This window comes from Paenibacillus rigui, from assembly GCF_002234615.1.
GTDB lineage: Bacteria > Bacillota > Bacilli > Paenibacillales > NBRC-103111 > Paenibacillus_S > Paenibacillus_S rigui.
The window spans coordinates 171,054-188,733 of record NZ_NMQW01000008.1 but is presented as its reverse complement, the minus strand read 5'-3'; the positions used below and the strand labels follow the sequence as shown (position 1 = coordinate 188,733).

At 51.9% G+C, this 17,680-nt stretch carries 12 protein-coding genes; 2 read left to right on the top strand and 10 right to left on the bottom strand.

Annotated elements, in window-relative coordinates; genetic code table 11:
- Positions 1 to 92: 92 nt before the first annotated feature.
- Both CF651_RS06120 and CF651_RS06115 read right to left on the bottom strand, forming a co-directional pair.
- Positions 93 to 4,064, bottom strand: a complete 3,972-nt coding sequence (locus CF651_RS06120; protein WP_144029023.1) for a family 43 glycosylhydrolase — start codon at positions 4,062 to 4,064, stop codon at positions 93 to 95.
- Positions 4,065 to 4,180: 116 nt separating this feature from the next.
- Complete coding sequence (locus CF651_RS06115; RefSeq protein ID WP_094013965.1) at positions 4,181 to 5,932, bottom strand: S-layer homology domain-containing protein; 1,752 nt, start codon at positions 5,930 to 5,932, stop codon at positions 4,181 to 4,183.
- Positions 5,933 to 6,501: 569 nt separating this feature from the next.
- On the opposite strand from CF651_RS06115, the gene CF651_RS06110 reads away from it, so the two are divergent.
- The gene (locus tag CF651_RS06110) at positions 6,502 to 7,470 is read left to right on the top strand and encodes a cation diffusion facilitator family transporter (protein WP_094013964.1); all 969 of its coding nucleotides are present in this window, start codon (positions 6,502 to 6,504) and stop codon (positions 7,468 to 7,470) included.
- Between the two features lie 91 nt (positions 7,471 to 7,561).
- On the opposite strand, the gene CF651_RS06105 is transcribed toward CF651_RS06110, so the two are convergent.
- From CF651_RS06105 to CF651_RS06085, 5 genes are all read right to left on the bottom strand, one after another.
- The gene (locus tag CF651_RS06105) at positions 7,562 to 8,686 is read right to left on the bottom strand and encodes a glycoside hydrolase family 88 protein (protein ID WP_094013963.1); all 1,125 of its coding nucleotides are present in this window, start codon (positions 8,684 to 8,686) and stop codon (positions 7,562 to 7,564) included.
- Positions 8,687 to 8,740: 54 nt separating this feature from the next.
- Entirely contained in the window at positions 8,741 to 9,799 is a 1,059-nt protein-coding gene (locus CF651_RS06100; protein ID WP_094013962.1) for a LacI family DNA-binding transcriptional regulator, read from the bottom strand.
- Between the two features lie 159 nt (positions 9,800 to 9,958).
- A complete protein-coding gene (gene sdhB / locus CF651_RS06095) occupies positions 9,959 to 10,723 on the bottom strand; it encodes a succinate dehydrogenase iron-sulfur subunit (protein WP_094013961.1) in 765 nt (254 codons plus the stop codon).
- Positions 10,724 to 10,725: 2 nt separating this feature from the next.
- Positions 10,726 to 12,483: a succinate dehydrogenase flavoprotein subunit gene (gene sdhA, locus CF651_RS06090; RefSeq protein ID WP_094013960.1), complete on the bottom strand. Its 1,758-nt coding sequence runs from the start codon at positions 12,481 to 12,483 to the stop codon at positions 10,726 to 10,728.
- Positions 12,484 to 12,499: 16 nt separating this feature from the next.
- Positions 12,500 to 13,150 carry a succinate dehydrogenase cytochrome b558 subunit gene (locus CF651_RS06085; protein ID WP_094013959.1) on the bottom strand — a complete coding sequence of 217 codons (651 nt, stop codon included), beginning with the start codon at positions 13,148 to 13,150 and terminating at the stop codon, positions 12,500 to 12,502.
- A 273-nt stretch (positions 13,151 to 13,423) separates the two neighbouring features.
- Between CF651_RS06085 and CF651_RS06080 the strand changes: the two genes are divergently transcribed.
- A complete protein-coding gene (locus CF651_RS06080) occupies positions 13,424 to 14,323 on the top strand; it encodes a LysR family transcriptional regulator (RefSeq protein ID WP_094014112.1) in 900 nt (299 codons plus the stop codon).
- Here CF651_RS06080 and CF651_RS06075 read toward each other — a convergent pair.
- The 3 genes from CF651_RS06075 to CF651_RS06065 all read right to left on the bottom strand — a co-directional run bounded on the left by CF651_RS06075 (position 14,320) and on the right by CF651_RS06065 (position 17,655).
- Positions 14,320 to 15,564 (bottom strand): cation:proton antiporter, encoded by a 1,245-nt coding sequence (locus CF651_RS06075; RefSeq protein WP_094013958.1) that lies wholly within the window; start codon positions 15,562 to 15,564, stop codon positions 14,320 to 14,322. The two genes, CF651_RS06080 and CF651_RS06075, sit on opposite strands and share 4 nt — an antisense overlap.
- Before the next feature lie 62 nt (positions 15,565 to 15,626).
- Entirely contained in the window at positions 15,627 to 16,289 is a 663-nt protein-coding gene (locus CF651_RS06070; protein WP_094013957.1) for a potassium channel family protein, read from the bottom strand.
- A gap of 13 nt (positions 16,290 to 16,302) precedes the next feature.
- Positions 16,303 to 17,655, bottom strand: a complete 1,353-nt coding sequence (locus CF651_RS06065; RefSeq protein ID WP_094013956.1) for a TrkH family potassium uptake protein — start codon at positions 17,653 to 17,655, stop codon at positions 16,303 to 16,305.
- Between the last annotated feature and the right edge of the window lie 25 nt (positions 17,656 to 17,680).

Here is a 17,680-nt window from a genome sequence, read left to right as displayed (position 1 = left end):
TCGATTCCCCGGACTTTGGCAGCCCATTTTATGAGCGGTAGAAAAAGAAAGGAAGACGCCCTGTGCTTGCGCACGGAACGTCTTCCTTTTACTTATTCACTCATAATAAGCTCGCTGATCGCGGAAAGGTCGGCAATGTCGATTTTGCCATCGTGGTTCATATCCGCCTGAACATACACCGTGCTCCACTCTGCCGACGCGGACGTCTGGCCATAACAAGAGGCCGCCTTCGACAAATCCCCGATGCTGAATCGTCCGTCCCCGTTCAGATCTCCTGCTGCCGCAGTGATAACCGAGCTGGCGAACGCCGCAACCGCCACTCCCAGCTGCCCCACCGCGCGATCTATCTCCTGCTGGGCTGCGGTGCTGTTGTCCGCTATCGCCCGGGCCGCCTGGATCGCGCCGTTCAGCACGGCTTTGGAGCCTGCCGGATACTGGCTGGCAGCCGTCCCTTCAACGGCACCGGTGTAAATCGATTGGGCATGCGCGATGGCCGCCCGCAGCGCTGATTTATTCGCCTGCGCGTTGATCCGCACCTGATAGGGCTCTCCGATGCTCAAGCGGCTCTCGACTCCCAGCTGATCGGCTGCAATGACGTCGCTAAGGTACACCGAGCTTGTAACCGTTTGCGGCAAAGAACCCGCCTTGAAGCTCAGCTTCAACAGCTCCGCCGTCCCCGATACCGCATGCTGCGGCCCGTTGCTTGCCCAAACGATGCGCACCTGCCCTGAAGCTGCGGCATACGTGGAGGCCGTAACAGAAATGCCGCTTCGCAGCGCTTCAACCGACTGGTACTGCAGCCTGGACGGGTCAAAATGAACCGTCAAATCGTTAGCGTACACCGCGCTTGTGACGCCCGCCACCCCGTACGTCAGCTCCAGCAACCCGCCGCTGTCCACGCTTGCCGCCCCATGAAGGACAGCCGACGAAGCTGGAAGTAACGGGACAACCGTCACGACAAAATCCTTCGTATCCTCGATACTGCCCTTCCGAATCGTGGCCGTCAGCGTAACCTGCTGGCTGCCTTCGCTTGCCATCGGCCGGTGCACGGTCCCATCCGCCTCCACAATGGAAGGACGGCTCGACTGCCACATGATGCTCGAACCGTTAGCTCCTGTCGAAGGCAGGGTCATCCGATCATCGGTCACGGCACTCGTATCCCCCAGCAGCAAAGCTTCAAGATCCCCGGCCACTGCAGCGACGTTCGCGGACTCGAAGGATTGCTTAACCTCCCACGGCGTCATTGCCTTATTGAAAATGCGGAAGTCATCGACTTCACCCCCGAAATAAGGGTCCGCTGCATAAAACGATTTGCCGATATAGCCCGAATAGGCTCTCGACGCGTCATACAGATCGGAAGGCTTGATGGTTACGTTCGTATTTCGCCCCACCTCCACCCCGTCGAGATACATTACCCCTGTATGCTCCTCACCATTCAGCACGACCGTCAGCTGCTTCCAGACGTTCCCAGGCAAAGCCGATGTGGCGGGCCATTTCTGCTCTCCTGTGTAGGTACCTGTCGTAATCGCCGAATGAAGTACACTGGAGCCGTTGTAAGGCGACGTAAAAATGTACTTGTTCGAATCCTGCCCTAACCCATACAGAAACTGATTCCTGGTTGTTGTGCTCGTAAATTTAACATAGGTGGAGATCGTAATGTCGTCCACACCTTTAAGGATGCCGTTCGGTATTTGCACATAAGGAGCCGTGGTGGAAGAGGATGGCCCTCCGGACATTTTGAACGAACCGCCGTTCACGCCGGTGCCGAATGCAGGCGTTCTTACATAGGTGCCGTCATTCCCCCTTCCCGACGCGTCCGCTGCGTTGGTGCCGGACGTCTCGTCAAATTTGTACCACAGCTGAAGATCCGCATTCGTAACAGGCTTCGGTACCGTAACCTGAATTGGGTAGCTATGGCCCTCATATTGAGCCGTGATCACGCTGCTTCCTTCGCTCAGTGCTTTGACAGCGCCGCTTTGGCTGACCTTGACTACGGACGGTGCCGAAGAATCAAAAACCGCGGCGGCCGTCACATTCCGGGTCGTTCCGTCTCCGTTGGACTTGCGCAGCTCGATAGGACGAACCGCTCCCGCTTCGAGAGTAAAGCTGCTCTCATCGGGATACACCGCTCCTTCCGGCGCTACGACGGTTACAGCTGCCTCAATGGAAGCCCCTGGTAAAGGTCCGTCGGGTACCGGAACGCCCAAATATGGGGTCCCATCCCCATGCCAATAAACATTTTGCACACGCGCCCATCTTGTGGCATCGTACAATGGCGCGTAGCCGGTCGCCGAGTAGGCTTCATTCTTGCGCGCATGGTACAAGAAGACATCCTGCAGCCCATCCTCGGCTACCGTGAAGGTGCCGTGTCCCGGCCCAAATTGGCCGTTCGCCCTGCTGGTCGCCATGATCGGATAAGGCGTCTTCGTCCAGTTCGCCGGGTCCAGCAGGTTCGCATCCGGCGAATCCGGTGCGGACAGCAGTCCGACGGCATACGTCGTATCGGTCGAACCGGCGGAATAGGCAACGAAGATTTTGCCGTTCTTCTTGATGACGGCCGACCCTTCATTGACATTGTCATAACGCTGCTCCCACGTGTACTCCGGTGTCGAAATGTTCACCTGTACACTGTCCAGCGTTGTCGGACTGGTCATTTTGGCAATCCGAAGACTGGAATTGATCTTCAATCCCCCGTTAGCGAAAGCATAAATCATATAAAGCTCGCCGTTATGCTCGAACGTCGTAGCATCCAAATCGAATGCCTCATCGTTCATCGCGACTTTCCCCAGCTCTTTCCAATCGCCTGTCATCGGGTCTTGCGTAGAGCATTCCAGCACGTAGACCCGGAGATCAAAATTGGCGTTTGTCCTGCCTGCGGCGAAGTAAATGTACCATTTGCCGTTCACATAATGAATCTCCGGGGCCCAGATATGATAGGACATCTCCCCTGAGGCATGCTTCGTCCAAATTTGCTTTTCCTCCGCGGAAGCCAAGCCTTGAATGGTCGAGGCCCGCCGGAGGGTAATCCGGTCGTATTGATAAGCCGCTACACCGTTATTTGCATAATTCATATAGGACATTGTGTAATAATAATAGCCGTCGGCCCCTTTATAAATATTCGGGTCCGCTCCGTTCTTAATCAGCGGGTTCACATAATCCGGGGAGCCGTTCACCTTGCCTTTGACTTGAAATGTCCCCGGCTTCGCATAGCGGCTCGGGTCGATTGGCTCCCATGTTACGCCTTTTGGCACAGCACTTCCATCGCTGTAGACAACCTTTCCTGTATCCGGCAGCACCGGCGGCGTCCCGATTGCCGTCATCACTTGGACAGGCTCTGTGCCTGTCGGGATAACAGGGGTGCCCAGACTTGCGATAAGCTTATCGAGCTCCGCTTGTGACACGGCGATGACGCTGCTTGGCGTTGCACCCGGGGGTCCCTGCCTGGAGAAATCCGGCTTGGCAGCAGGATAGCCGGTTCCCGAATAAACCGTTGGGGCCGATACCGTAACAAAATCCTGGGTCGTATTTGCATAAACGGTCGATCCGTCCGTCCAATAAATGACGTAGTTGTCGTTGGCTGCATCATATTCCACCTGAGGCTTGAGCGCCGCAGTGTTTGTGCTGTTCATTTGAAGCTGCCGGTCGTTGCTGTAGGTAAGCAGATCATCGCTGTCCCATGCCAGCAGAGCCGAATTCGTCATCGCCCCTGTGCTTGTAACCAGTGTAGCCAACAGCACAAATCGGCCGTCCTGCTTGCGGAACAGATAAGGGTCTCGGTATTGCAACCCGTTAGCGGTACTTGCTCTATAGCCAGGATTCTTCTTGAACAAAATGCCGTTGTTGTCATGAAGCGCAGTCCAATGAAGCCGATCGTAGCTGTAAGCCAGATGGAGGCTGTCGTCCATATAAGTCATGCCGGTTCCTGACGTACCTGTCGTATGATAAGCGGCAATATAAGCTTGTTTGCTTTCCGCTTCAGCCCTCCGTTCCGTCTGACCCAGTCCTGTAACCATCTGCGCCAGCATTGCAATGATCGTCATGAGTAGAAGTCCCTTTCTGTTCAATGAGGTTTCCTCCTATTGCAGTTTGACAAGCCTGCCATTTACAATTGTTTTCCTCATATGACTTGGACAAATGAAGCTTGGCAGAACGCTCCGGCATGATGGAAAGCTTCACCCGATCAAAGCGATAAAAAGTTATAAACGTTATACATCAGTACAGCAGCCTCCGCTCTAGTTGTCGTCTCCTTAGGATGAATGCCGTGATCGTCTCCCTGCACCAAGCCTGCCTTCAGCAGAGCTGCAACACTGGTCACTGCGTAGTCAGCGACCTGCGCCCCGTCCTGGAACGAAGCTAGCTCGGAACGGTTCCCCTCGACCAGCTGCTTCTTCACAGTCTTCAATGCGCGTTCGGTCAGTACCATCATCTCTTCTCGGGTAATCGGCGCGTTCGGCTGAAACCTGTTGCCTCCCTCCCCCTGCGCAATGCCCAGGCCTCTGGCGATTCGCAGCGCTTCATCGAAATAATCCTCTTCCCGCACATCCGAGAACCGTTCTCCAAGCTCGCCTTTCAGCTCAAGCGTTCTTGTCAGCAGCACGAGAAAATCAGCGCGGGTCACTTTCGCCCCGGGGTTGTATTCACTGTCGGATACGCCGCTGATAATGCCTTTGGCCGTCAACACCTCAATGGGCTTCTGTGCCCAAGGGTAGCCGGCAAGGTCCCTGTACGAACCTCCTTCGGCGAAAGTAACGGCATACATGCTGAAATGCGTCGTCGTAAACACAACCTGCCCCTTGAGCGGATCATACTTTCCGTTCGGCACTGCATGTACGGTTCCCAGCCCATCGATGTAGCGGATTGCGATATGCTCGGGGGCCTGAAGCTCCTCCGCCGTAGGAACATAGGGAATCCCCACGGTAACCGGCGTATCGGGTTGATTCCAAGCTATCACCTGATCCCCCGAACGAAGCTGTAATGTAATGGCGGGCCTATCTCCTATCAGCTTCTTCACGTTCGCATCCAGCTTGCTGACATCCGCCCTGCCTATGTATAATTCCACCTTATCCTTCAGCATGGAACTGTTTTGCTTCAACATATCCCCCTGTAGGAGCAGGGTGCCGTACGGTGTTGCAATTTCGATGTGCAGGCTGCTCTTTTGACCGGATAATACTTCGGCAGGCACCTCTAAAGCGTACAGTTCCGCGTCAGCCATTTCCTTGACAATCACCTTCAAGATCCCCTTGGACCCTGGTACCGATTGGGCTTGCTGTATAGCCTTCGCCCATGTTTCCCCATCAATCGCCATATGTGCCGTCCGGGAGGCATCGTCATACCTTCCACCTGCCTCGATTCCATTCTGCCCGTTCCCTTCCGTTATCGGCGAGGCTTGGCCGGAATTCCCTCCCCTGGAGCCTCCTCCATGACCATGGCCCGGATTCGTTGCACCGTCCACCGCTTGGAGGCGCACAGTCGCTCCGCTGGTTAGTTCCGAAGCGTTCTGATTGGAGTCCACCAGCTTGACCGTCGTCAGCTTCAGCTCCGTGGAGCCGGGCTTCAGTACTTTGAAGGTCAGCCTGGTCAAGCTCACATTGCCGCTCAGGCCTTCCGTCTTCCCTATAGAGGTGCGTGCAAGCTGCACAGTATTGCTGCGTACAATAGGGGCAATCATAAACTTATTGGCGGCAGGCTCCTCTTTGAGAAATTGAAGAACCGCTGCATCATACGTCACATTCACTTCGTATCCGTACAAATCTGTTACGTTTCGCACGTTTGCCTCCACGGTAACCTCCGTGCCTGCGACGGGCGAAGCGTTGGAAACCGTTAGCGAGAATGCAGGAGCGTCCTCCGCCCTCACTTGAGAAGCGCCCGGTAGAATAACGAATGCGAAAACCATAACCATGAGAAGTGCAGGAAACCACGACCTTCGGTGCATTGTTTGTTCATTCCTTTCCCTGAGCTACCTGAAAGTAACCGTTTTCAGTATTCATTGTAGAAAGGATCCCTTTAAACCTCAATGGAATAATTGGTTCCAAAGGTTCGATTTTATAAGAGATTCCATCCTTTTCTTCATTAGACAAAAAAAGAGACCCGCAGCAACGGGCTGCAGGTCTTTAAGTGTTTATATATTAAAAAGGGGGTCTTGCTAACTATAATACACCCCTTACATGTTAAAACCGTAACAGAATTATTTCAATTGTGTAACAAATTTGAAAGCGTTATTTTGAGGCTTTGTCCCTTTGCTCACATAGCAGGAGATCCACGGAAGGATTATAATGAGGATAATAGTCGCACTCTTTTTTCATTCGAATAGTATATACAACAAGAACCGGCAGCCTCTCATTGAGAAAAGCTATCAAATACTTGATAAAACTTATCAAATCAATGATAAATGGTCTCAAAACGCTGATAAACGCTATCAATTAAACTATTTGCCAAAATTCAGACCTTGACGTATAATCCGTAACATAGAAACTACTATCGTCAAAAGGCAGGTGAATCAACATGAGTGCTTATGAACATGAATACGATTTTCATCATCTACACCATGTGAAAGAACAGTCCAAATCGAAGAAAACACTTTGGATTACCTTATTGCTAACCTTATTTTTTACCATTGTTGAAATTATCGGCGGACTGCTGTCCAATTCCTTAGCACTTCTATCCGATTCCGCACATATGATCTCCGACGTGCTGGCTCTCGGCTTAAGCATGGTCGCCATCTATATGGCTACACGGCCTCCCAATGCCCGGTTTACGTTCGGCTTTCTAAGATTCGAGATTATCGCTTCGTTCTTGAATGGACTCGCTTTGGCCATTATTGCCATTGGTATCTTTATCGAAGGGATTCGCCGGTTCATTCATCCGGAGGCGATCGATTTCAAGCTCATGCTCGTTATCTCGTCGATCGGGCTGATTGTCAATGTCGTACTGACGGTCGTGTTGAGCCGCAGTATGAAGGAAGAAGAGAATTTGAACGTACAGAGTGCCTTGTGGCATTTCATCGGCGATTTACTCAGCTCGGTCGGTGTTATTACCTCGGCGATTCTTATTTACTTCACCGGCATGCTCTGGTTCGACCCTTTGATCAGTATCGTTGTCGGGAGCATCATTTTTATCGGGGGATCCAAAATTATTAAGGAATCGTTCATGATTCTGATGGAATCCGTTCCCGAGCGGTTCAATCTCGATGAAATTCGTAATGATATTGCGAAGGTCGAAGGCGTAGAGGATGTGCACGAGATGCACCTGTGGGCCATTTCCTCCGATCATTATTCGCTGACCGCCCATGTATTCATCAATGAGCAAATTCAGCCCTTCTGCATCATTCTGGCGATTAATGAAACGTTGAAGGATAAATACGGTATCGAGCATTCGACGATCCAGATGGAGCATGCCAACATTCATCCTCACGGCGAATACGGCAAAGAATTTTTGAAGCACCGTGAAGAAGAGAAAGCGCGATTGGAATAGATTTTGGAGTCAAAATCAAACGCCCTCGGATCTAAAGTGAAGGCCGTCAGACGGTTCCAGCTTCAGATGACGAGGGCGTTCCTGGTTTTATCTATCTTTCGTACCAGTAGCCTTTAATGCCTTTCTCCAACCGAACGAGCGCTTCCAGATAGTAGTAATCGCCCCAGATCATATAATCATCCGGCGAAAGATCTACACGCACGCTGTAAGAGCCGTGCTCCAGCAGCCCTTCCGCATCCGGTTGTCCAATCGTTGCGTAGCCCTCTACGAGCCCCTTCATGGAGCGCTGCAGGCCGTCCTCGAGGAATGCGCGGTCCGGATCGTTCGCTTCCAGATGCGTAAGCAGCTCAAGGATTCCCGCAGCGGCAATGGCAGAGCCTGAACTGTCGCGCTTCGTATCCGCGTTCACGGGAACATCGAAGTCCCAGTAGACTACATTGTCTTCCGGCAGACGTTCGATGAAGAAACGTGCAAGACGCTTGGACGTTTCAAGATAGAGCGGGTTCTTGGTGTAGTGATAGGACAAGGCGAAGCCGTAAATCCCCCATGCTTGTCCGCGAGTCCATGTCGAGCCGTCTTGGTAGCCTTGATGTGTGCCGCCGCGGATCGCGCCGCCTGTTTCAGGATCAAAATAAAATGTATGATAAGAGGAATCATCACCGCGCACAAGGAACCTTCTCGATTTATCCGCATGAAGAATTGCGACTTCCTTATATTTCGCATCGCCTGTTTGCTCATAAGCCCAATACAAGAGAGGCAGGTTGAGCATGCAGTCAATAATGATGCGTCCGCCATTCTGCGGATCGCCTTCAGGACCCCAGGCTTGAATATATTGGCCTTTCGGTCTCCAGCGGGCCAGCAGCACATCTGCCGCCTGAAGCGTCAGTTCTTTCGCCTTCTCGTCACGCTCAATGATCCACTGTGCCTTGGAGGAGAGAGAATACAGGAAGCCGATATCGTGATGATCGAGCTTCACCTTCGCATCCATGCGCTTACGGAAGCTGTCTACAGTCCTCTCGGCAGCCGCTTTGAATACCTCATCGCCCGTGTACTCGTAGCAAAGCCACAAAATGCCCGACCAGAAGCCGTCTGTCCATTCGTCGTTGTCGTTAAGCAAATAATGCCCGTTCTCGCTTACGTGAGGAAATTGACTGCCGAATCTCTCGATATTGGCTCTTGTTTTCTGAACTGCATCTTCAATCGCTTGTTTCCACATGTGTTCTTCTCTCCCATTTTCACAGTGATTTGGTTGGTTACAGCGAATTGCTCCTTACAGCTGCGTCGACAAACGCGGAACCATCGTCAGCGGAATCCGAACCTCATGCACACCCGGCTCCGGAAGTAAAGTCGGCTCCTGTTCGTCGTTCAGCTTCGATTCTTCCCCCAGCTCACGCAGCATCAAACCGATAGCTATTTGTGCCTGCTGGCCGTACGGAATATCGAAGGTAGATATTTGAGGGTAGCAGGAGGATGAAATCGTATCATTGTTGATCCCCATAATTTTGTAATCCTGCGGTACCCGGTATCCCTTCTCCAAGACGGCAGACATGAACTTCAACGCGACCATATCGTCGAAGCTCATAATCCCGATCGGTCCGTCATCCGCCTTATGCTCCTGTGTTATCGCTACGCACTCGGCGTAGCTCGTCACGTCGACGTCCAGCTGCGAAGCATACAGCACCTCATCGGACAGCTCGGACAATCCCTGACGGAACCCCCGCTTCCTTTCCACATTCGTGGCGTAGGATTGGCTCCTGCCCAAATAAAACATCGTACGGCAGCCTTGCGCCGCCAAATGCTTCAGCCCGTCGATACAGGCTGTCCCTACGTCCAGGTTGACCGCACCGACGGCCAGATCCTCCGGCCAGTTCCACGCATTGAAGAGCACTAGCGGTGTGCCTACACCAACAATTTGTCTTGTCGAGTCCGGAGACATCGCCAAGCCGTGGCAGAACAATCCTTCCACCCGACGCTGCAGCAGCACGTCCAAGTGCCGCTTCTCCATGTCCGGATCATATCCGCCTGCGGAGAAAACCGACATGTGGTACCCGTACTCATGAGCTTTGCGCTCCATTTCCTCCGCAAACCGCCCGTAGTACCCGGTAAACGAGGGAACGATCAGACCGAGCTCATACGACTTTCTACGGCTCAGACTAGCGGCCATCACGTTGCGGCGGTAGCCAAGCTCCTCGGCGGCCTTTTCCACCTTGCGAATCGTTTCCTCTGCCATCGGGACCTTGCGGCGGTTTAGTACGTTTGAAACCGTAGCAATCGAAACCCCGGCAGCTTCGGCAATATCAACAATGGTGACGGAACGATTTTTGTTCATGGCGGAGATCACTTTCCATTCTCTAGTAATTGAAACGTTTAAATTAAAACGTTTAAGTTTATTTTATAAGGTATAGGTCTCGGCGTCAACTATATTTTGCAACCTCGCAAAAAAACCTCCTGCGAAGCTTCCTTCGCAAGAGGTTCTTATCACATCAGCTTACATGCCCAACCATTTTTTGAACAAGTGCTTCGTCGTGTCTTTGTTCATTGCCGCGATCGAAGTCGTCAATGGAATTCCTTTCGGACAAGAGCGTACACAGTTCTGCGAGTTGCCGCAGCCTTCGATACCGCCATCCTCCATCAAAGCTTCCAGACGCTCTTCCGCATTCATTTCACCTGTAGGGTGAGCGTTGAACAAACGTACTTGTGATAAAGCAGCAGGTCCAATAAACGTCGTTTTGTCGTTTACGTTCGGGCACGATTCCAGGCACACGCCGCAGGTCATACATTTGGACAGCTCGTAAGCCCATTGACGCTTGGACTCGGCCATCCGTGGTCCTGGACCCAGGTCATACGTTCCATCGATGGGAATCCAGGCTTTCACACGCTTCAAGGCGCTGAACATACGCTCACGGTTAATGACGAGGTCACGTACCACCGGGAAGGTGCTCATTGGAGCAATGCGAACCGGCTGCTCCAGCTTGTCGACAAGCGCCGAGCAAGCCTGGCGCGGCTTGCCGTTAATGACCATCGAACAGGCTCCGCATACTTCCTCAAGGCAGTTCGACTCCCAGCATACCGGTGTCGTTGCCCCACCTTGAGCATTCACCGGATTCCGCTGTACTTCCATGAGCGCACTAATGACGTTCATGTTCGGGCGGTACGGAACTTCGAACTCCTCCGTATACGGTTTGCTTTCGGGCGAATCCTGACGCGTAACGATAAACTTCACTTTTTTGCCAGCAGTAGTCGTTTCAGCCATGATTAATGTCCTCCCTTCTTATCCGTCGAGTAGTCGCGTTTACGCGGGGTAATCAGCGATGTGTCTACTTCTTCCCATTCGATTGTAGGACCGTCTGGCGTCCATTTGGCTTTGGTCGTTTTCAGGAAGTTCTCATCATCGCGTTCAGGGAATTCCGGCTTGTAGTGCGCGCCGCGGCTTTCATTCCGCTGCAGGGCACCCAGCGTCATCACATGAGATAGCTCCAGCATGTTCCACAGCTGGCGGGTGAAGGCTACGCCTTGGTTGTTCCAACGAGCCGTATCCGTCATGTTGATATTGCGGTAACGCTGCTTCAGCTCATTGATTTTGGCCAAAGTCTCTTCGAGCTTCTTGTTGTACCGAACGACCGTCATGTTGTTGGTCATCCACTCGCCAAGCTCTTTATGAAGCACGTACGCATTTTCTTTGCCGTCCATTTTGAGAAGGCCTTCGTATTTGTCCGTTTGCTTCTTTTTCTCGCGGTCGAATACCGTAGAGGAAATGTCATCCGCATGCTTGTTCAAGCCTTTGATGTACTCGATCGCTTTCGGACCGGTCACCATACCGCCGTAGATAGCGGACAGCAAGGAGTTGGCTCCCAGACGGTTCGCACCGTGGTATTGGTATTCGCACTCTCCACAGGCAAACAAGCCCGGGATGTTCGTCATTTGATTAAAGTCAACCCACATACCGCCCATCGAATAGTGAACGGCAGGGAAAATTTTCATTGGAATTTTACGCGGATCGTCGCCCATGAATTTCTCATAGATTTCGATAATCCCGCCCAATTTAACGTCCAATTCCTTCGGATCCTTGTGGGACAGGTCGAGGTATACCATGTTCTCGCCGTTAATCCCCAGCTTCTGGTCTACGCATACGGAGAAAATTTCACGAGTCGCAATGTCACGCGGAACCAGGTTTCCGTAGGCAGGATATTTTTCTTCTAGGAAGTACCAAGGCTTACCGTCTTTATAAGTCCAGATCCGACCGCCTTCACCGCGTGCAGACTCGGACATCAAGCGGAGCTTGTCATCGCCCGGAATCGCTGTCGGGTGAATTTGAATCATCTCGCCGTTCGCATAATAAACGCCTTGCTGATAAACCGCCGAAGCCGCCGTCCCTGTGTTGATAACGGAGTTCGTCGTTTTACCGAAGATAATGCCAGGACCGCCCGTCGCCAAAATAACAGCGTCAGCAGCAAACGTTTGAACCTCCATGCTGCGCAGATCTTGTGCAGAGACACCACGGCATACGCCATCGTCGTCGATCACTGCGCCCATAAATTCATAGTGCTCATATTTCGTGACCAAGCCGGCTGTTTCCCAGCGGCGAACTTGCTCATCCAATGCATACAGCAATTGCTGGCCTGTCGTTGCCCCTGCAAAAGCCGTACGGTGATATTGCGTTCCGCCGAAACGACGGAAGTCCAGCAAGCCTTCCGGTGTACGGTTAAACATAACGCCCATCCGGTCCATCAAGTGGATAATGCCGGGTGCCGCATCGCACATCGCTTTTACCGGCGGTTGGTTAGCCAAGAAGTCGCCGCCGTACACGGTATCGTCAAAGTGCTCCCAGGTGGAGTCGCCTTCACCTTTTGTATTGACCGCTCCGTTAATCCCCCCTTGGGCACATACCGAGTGGGAACGTTTCACAGGAACCAAAGAGAACAGGTTAACGTGAACCCCGGCTTCTGCGGCTTTGATTGTAGCCATTAATCCGGCCAAACCACCGCCGACTACGATTACTTTAGAATTCGCCATTGTTGTTCACTCCTCCTTAACCTTTAGCGTTCATTGGCACGTTCTGGAACGTCGGATCGACAAACGCGCTCAAAGACATGATAAACATGATGGACATGACTACAAATACGGCCATCCAGATAACTGTGGAAACACGTTGTGCCCGCGGACCGATCGTAATTCCCCAGCTCACGAGGAAAGACCACATACCGTTGCTGAAATGGAATACAGCGGACACAATCCCGATACAGTACAGCACGAAGAACAGTCCGTTTGAAGCAATGTTGTGCATTTGAATGCCGATTTCCTCTTGCGGCAAGCCAAACGTAATTTGGAGCCTAGTTTGGAAAAAGTGGAACGCGACGAACAAGAAAGTAATGACGCCGGTTACCCGTTGCAAGAAAAACATTTGGTTGCGGAAATATCCATAGTTGGATACGTTATTGCGCGCCGTATAAGCAACGTACAAGCCATAAACGGCGTGGTACAGCAGTGGCAGCCAGATGCCTACAATCTCCAATAGCAGCATTAACGGCAGATCATGCAGCCAATTCACATGTTCCATGAACTTCTCAGGGCCTTTCGTAGCCGAGTAGTTCGTCAGCAGGTGCTCGATCAGAAAGAAGCCGACCGGAATGACACCAAGCAATGAATGCAGCTTGCGTGAAAAATACGAATTACGAAACATTGAAATCCTTTCCCCCCTCAGCAATATGTAGCTTTTGTTCACACATGGGTCAAAACCATTTTTCATTGTACTCCCGCAGGAAACAAGCGTCAACAGGATTCGCTACGCCTATTTTCCATGAATCGACATATTTTTATGCAGACAACGACTAAAAATGTGAACGCTAGGTGACATATACATACTACCCCTTTATCGCTTATAATGGAAGTGCTGTTTTTTTATAATCGCTTATTCGTTATTTGCATAAACAATAAGAAAGCAGGGATCCCATTGCTGGAGCATATGGATGTTTTCGCCACCGTCGTTGAACTGGAAAGCCTGAATAAAGCTTCCCAATCCCTCAATATCTCACAGCCCGCCCTTTCCCGCAAAATCATGCGCCTGGAAGAAGAGCTCGGCGTTGACCTGTTCCTTCGCAAGGGCAAACGACTCGAAATTACAAGAGCCGGCCAAATATTGTACGAGTATGCCCTGGAGCAGCGCCACACCGAGCGCAAGCTGTTCCGCCAGCTGGAGGAGTTCAAAACGACCAGCAAGCCGGCAAGCATAACCATCGGCGCCAGCTTGACGACACTACAGTCCACCCTTCCCGATTTAATTACTATTTATACACGCGATTATCCGAAGATTGACATTAAGGCCATTACAGGCAAAACGCACGAGATCGTTCCTATGGTCAAGGACCGCAAGGTCGACATTGGACTGGTCGCTTCGAAGATCGAGCATCCCGGGCTTCAATGCGTCCCGCTGTTCGATGACCATCTGTGCCTTGTGCTGCCGTTCGGACACCCCTTAATAGATAAATCGTCGGTGCAGATTGACGATCTCCAGGAGCTCCCGATGATCCTGTTCTCGCGGGGAACATGGTACCGCATCCTGATGGATGAGCTATTTCACCGGTATAACATCCACCCCGATGTCAAAATGGAGATCGATTCGTTCGAAGCGATCATCCGGCTCGTGTCTACGTGCCAGACGGCCACCCTGCTGCCGGAATCATATTTGCGCCGCAGTTTAATGAAGGATAACGAGCTGTTCATCCGTCTAATCCCCGAGCTGGAGCAAACAACAAGAACGACCTCCCTGTTATTCACAGAAGAGGCCGTTCATCATCCGTCCGCGCAGCGGTTTATTGAGAAGGCAAGACAGCATTTCAATCGGATGGAAAGCTAGACGTGCTCTGCCGCGTCCTTCTCTTCGATGCCGAGCCTGCGGGCGGCGTAGGCCGTCGTCCCGGCTTGAAGCAGGATCGTGAGCAGTACCGCCAGAAATGTGACCGATGCGATCACATCGGCATATTTTACTCCCATCCCCGCGACCATACCGGACAAGGCGGCCGGAATAACCCCGGTTTCCCTTACCCAGAACATGAACACAATTTCGTTGCGGGTCCAGCCCGCCTTCCGGTCAGGTAGGGTCGAGGCCAACACGGTCAAAGGTCTTGCGACCAGCATGAAAATAACGATGACTGCAAGAGACGGCCACAGGTTTGCATAAATGACCTGAAAATTAACCTGGCTTCCCAGCAGAATGAAAATCAGCATCCGCATAATGACCGTTATATTTTCGCTGAAATGGGTCATCTCCTGATGCTTGTCATTCAAGTCCAGCTTGAACAAGTCCGCATTGCCCCAAATAAGCCCCGCGGTAAAGGTCGCCATGAAGCCGCTGACATGCAACGATTCCCCTAGCCAATAGGCGGCCAACGCCGTAACCACAAGCGCGATTGTCGCATAATCCCGGAGCCAGCCCAGCTTCAGATGCCCTGAAATATACGCCAGCACGAAGCCGATTCCCGCGCCTACCGCAATCCCCCCTGCCGCAGTCTCCACAAACCTCATAATGCTGGACGATAGCGAGAAGGCTTGTCCTCCCGTTACCAAGGCCAGTACCGTAAAGGTCAGAATCGAGCCTGTGGCATCATTAAAAGCCGATTCACTCTCCACCGTTTCTCTGACCTTCGTACGGATTTTGATCTGCTTGAACACCGGTATTAGGGTAGCCGGATCCGTAGAGGAGATGATGGCACCGAGCAGGATGGCGTAAAGGACAGGCAGACCGAGAAGCCAATGCGCAGCCGCCGCTACCACAGCGCAGGTGATCAGCACACCGGGGATACTAAGCAATGTCAGCGTCAGCCAAACCTTTTTCAACCCGGATAATCGGATGTTCCGCCCGCCGTCGAATAAGATAAGTGCCGAACCGATCGTCAGAATGAACTGGTTCGTAAAGGAGCTGCTCGTTTCCGTGACCAGATGCAGGCCTTGTCCAACGATCATGCCCGCAACCAGAAAGAGCGCAACATCGGGAAGCTTCAGCCAGCTGGCTGCCCTGCCGAACAGCATACCTAACGCCAGGATAAGAATAAGCAGGAAAAGAACATGATGGATCATTTCATTGATTTCATTGTTCATGCCATTGAGCTCCGTTCCCTCATGCAAATCGTCGTACCGATTACACGTTTCACGTTCATTTATTATCCGATGACTTCGCTTTCGAAGGACTCAATCTGATCATTCGTCCCGATGATGACCATCACGTCCTGCTCATCTACGGTATCCGTTGCTGTCGGGGCGATAATAACGCCTTTCTTCTTATTAATAGCTACCACGCTGCAGCCGTACTTGGCCCGTGGATCCAGCTCCCTTAAGGTGCGGCCGGATAAACGCTTCGGCACGGATAGCTCGACAATCGTGTAATCCTTGGAAAGCTCGATATAGTCAAGCAGGTTAGGCGATACCAATTGATGCGCCACACGAACCCCCATATCCCGTTCCGGGAAAATAACCCGGTCGACGCCGATCTTTTGCAGCACCTTGCCATGCAGCTCGGACAACGCTTTGGTGACGACGGTCTTCACACCGATATCCTTCAACAAAATGGCGGTCATGATACTGGATTGAATGTCATCTCCGATCGCTACAATAGCGCAGTCGAAATTCCGGATCCCGAGAGAGCGGAGCACCTCTTCATCCGTCGCATCAGCCACGACCACATGCGTCAGCACCTCGCTCATTTCATCTACCATTTCTTCATCCTTATCAATACCCAGTACCTCGTAGCCAAGCTTGACTAATTCCTTTGCCAGGCTCGAACCGAATCTCCCCAAACCAATTACCGCATACTGCCCACGCTTCATCTCGAATGTTCCCCTATCCGATTGTAATTTTCCCTTCCGGGTATCTGTATAGCTCTTTCTCCGTTTTCGGTCCCAAGGCGTAAGCGAGCGTCAAAGGTCCCAGCCGGCCCGCAAACATCATCAAAGCAATCATGATCTTGCCGAATACGGTCAAGTCCGTTGTCAATCCCATCGTCAGCCCTACCGTACCAAAGGCTGAGGTGACTTCAAACAAAATCATCAGGAATGGGTGATCCTCTGTTGTCGATAGCACCATCGCAACGAAAATGACAAGGAACAAGGCGATCATTGTAAGGGTGATCGCCTTCATAATACGATCCTTACCCAACCGATAGTGAAACAGCACAATGTCCTCTTTCCCCCGGATCATCGCGACCATAGCCCCGATCAGTGTGGTAAAGGTCGTTGTTTTGATCCCGCCGCCCGTGGAGCCCGGTGAAGCCCCGATAAACATCAGCACGATCATAAAAAATTGCGAGGCTTGCCGCATACTTCCCAGATCGATGGTATTGGCTCCCGCCGTTCTCGGTGTGACCGATTGAAACAAGGCGGCCCATATTTTCCCATGCCAGTTCATGCTGCCCAATGTTTTGGCATTCGTGAACTCAAATATATAAATGACCAAGGCTCCCACAACGATAAGAATACCTGTGGCGCTAAGAACGACTTTGGTATGAAGCGAGAGCCTCTTCAGCTTCTTGTATTCCAGCAGGTCCGAGATCACGACAAAACCGAGACCGCCGGATATGATCAGCCCCATCGAAACGATATTGATAATCGGATCATCCGCGTAGGACGTCAAGCTGCTGAATTGCCCCGTAATCGGGCCGAACAAATCGAAGCCCGCATTGTTAAAAAATGAAATAGCATGCCAGATTCCGTAATAAATGCCTTTGGCCGGACCGAGATCAAACGACCAACGGATGGCAAAAATAACCGCTGCGACGAGCTCGATCGTTAGCGAGTAACGAATCACCTTCCGAATCAGCCTCACGATGCCTTCCATACTCCCCTGATTCATGGCCTCTTGGAGAATAAGCCGTTCCTTCAGGGAAATCCTTTTCTTGAGTGCAAAGGCAAACAAGGTCGACATTGTCATAAAGCCCAGGCCCCCGATTTGGATGAGGAGGACGATGACAATTTGCCCGAACATCGTAAAGCTTGTGCCGGTATCCACAACAACCAGCCCCGTTACGCAGGTGGCAGAGGTTGCGGTAAACAAGGCATCCAGGAACGAGAGCGATTTACCTGTTGCTGAGGCGATCGGGAGTGACAGCAGCACCGCGCCACACAAAATAATGGCGGCAAAGCCAAGCACTAAAATTTGCGGCGGCGTCAGCTCGATTCTTTTTAACGACGATTTCATGTTTCACCTCAAACATCATTTTCAA